Origin of the sequence: Microcoleus sp., from assembly GCF_041354475.1 — a bacterium.
Lineage (GTDB): Bacteria > Cyanobacteriota > Cyanobacteriia > Cyanobacteriales > Microcoleaceae > Microcoleus.
In genome coordinates, this window is sequence record NZ_JBGJZU010000099.1 from 1 (window position 1) to 1,956 (window position 1,956).

1 protein-coding gene is annotated in these 1,956 nt (G+C 46.0%); it reads left to right on the forward strand.

What is annotated here, in order from left to right; translation table 11 throughout:
• Positions 1 to 1,713, forward strand: a 1,713-nt coding sequence (gene glyS, locus ACBR23_RS25540; protein WP_371125705.1) for a glycine--tRNA ligase subunit beta, incomplete at its 5' end; no start/stop codon positions are given.
• Positions 1,714 to 1,956: the final 243 nt, after the last annotated feature.

Genomic DNA, 1,956 nt, shown 5'->3' on the forward strand with positions numbered 1-1,956 from the left:
ACATCGATTCCTACACCCGCCCTTACTCAGGAGGAGACATCGATTCCTACACCCGCCCTTACTCAGGAGGAGACATCGATTCCTACACCCGCCCTTACTCAGGAGGAGACATCGATTCCTACACCCGCCCTTACTAAGGGGGGGACGGGGGGGGTTTCCATTCCCCAAGCAGAGGATTATGTCCAGTGTCTGCGTGCAGCTTACGTTGAAGTCGATCGCCAACAGCGCAAAAATCAAATTCAAGCCCAAGTAGAAGCAGCAGCCACAAAACAAGGCGGTTACGCAGACATCAGCGATGATTTGCTAGAAGAAGTAACCGACTTAGTAGAATGGCCAAACGCCGTAGTAGGCAAATTTGACGACGAATTTTTGATGTTGCCGCCAGAAGTAATCACCACAATTATTGTCACAAACCAGCGGTATTTTCCGATTCTCAAAAATCCTCAATACCCCGAACTTTTACCCTACTTCATTACTATTTCTAACGGCGATCCAGCCAAATCTGCCATCATAGCCGCCGGCAACGAGCGAGTTGTGCGCGCCAGATTAGCAGACGGTCAATTTTTCTACAAAGCAGACTTGGCAAAACCTTTAGAAGATTATTTGCCCAAATTAGAAACAGTCACTTTCCAGGAAGATTTGGGGACTGTACGCGCCAAAGTCGATCGCCTCTGCAAAATAGCCAATCTCCTGGTCAACCAACTGCAAATCCCAGAGACAGAGCAAGCCGATGTCACCAGAGCAGCCTTACTTTGCAAAGCCGACCTAGTAACCCAAATGGTTTACGAACTCCCAGAAATGCAAGGAATCATGGGGCAGAAATACGCCCTAGCCAGCGGCGAATCAGAAGCAGTAGCCACAGCGATTTTTGAACATTATTTGCCCAAAGGTGCAGGCGACAATTTGCCCCAAACTCTCACAGGTCAAATTGTCGGAATCTCGGACAAACTAGATACATTAGTCAGCATCTTCGGCTTAGGAATGTTGCCGACTGGTTCCTCCGATCCCTTCGCCTTGCGCCGCGCCGCCAACGCCATAATCAACATTATTTGGGCAGCTCAGTTGCCAGTAAATTTACACAAATTACTCGCGCAAGTAGTAGCCGAATTTACCGCAGCGCGCCCGGAAACCAGCCCAGAATTACTGTCACAATTATCAGAGTTTTTCCTGCAAAGAATTCGGACTTTGCTGGAAGAAGAAAAGAATGTCGATTACGATTTGGTGAATGCTGTTTTAGGAGAAAACGACCCCGAATATACCGAACGAGCATTAAAAGATTTGTTGGACACTTTAGAAAGAGCACTTTTCTTGCAGCAAATCCGCAATGACAACACATTAGATAAAATCTACGAAACAGTGAATCGTTCAACTCGTTTAGCGGCTCAAGGAGAGTTGGATAAAATCCAATTGGAACCAAAAACAGCGGTGAAACCAGAATTATTTCAAAAATCATCCGAACAAGCTTTCTACGACGCAGTAGTCCAATTAGTGCCACAAACCAAACTATCCAAGCAAACTCGGAATTATCAGTTATTGGTAGATACTTTAACTCAAATTGCTCCGACTGTCAGCAACTTTTTCGACGGACCCGAAAGCGTTTTGGTGATGGATTCTGACCCAGAAATTAAACGAAATCGGTTGAATTTATTGGGATTGCTGCGGAATCACGCCCGCGTACTAGCAGACTTTGGGGCGATCGTCAATCGATCTTAGAAAGCCGATTTTAGAAAGCCACCAAACCTTTTGATGTAATATCAAAACCATTGGCATAGGAAACATCAATCTCCCTCATCTCCCCCTCTGCGCCCTCTGCGCCCTCTGCGGTAAAAAAATCCCAAAAAACCGTAACCCATACAAAAAGACAAAACCAGCAAAATAGGAAAAATTAAATTATCTCATCTCCCCCTCTGCGCCCTCTGCGCCCTCTGCGGTAAAAAAATCCCAAAAAACCGTAAC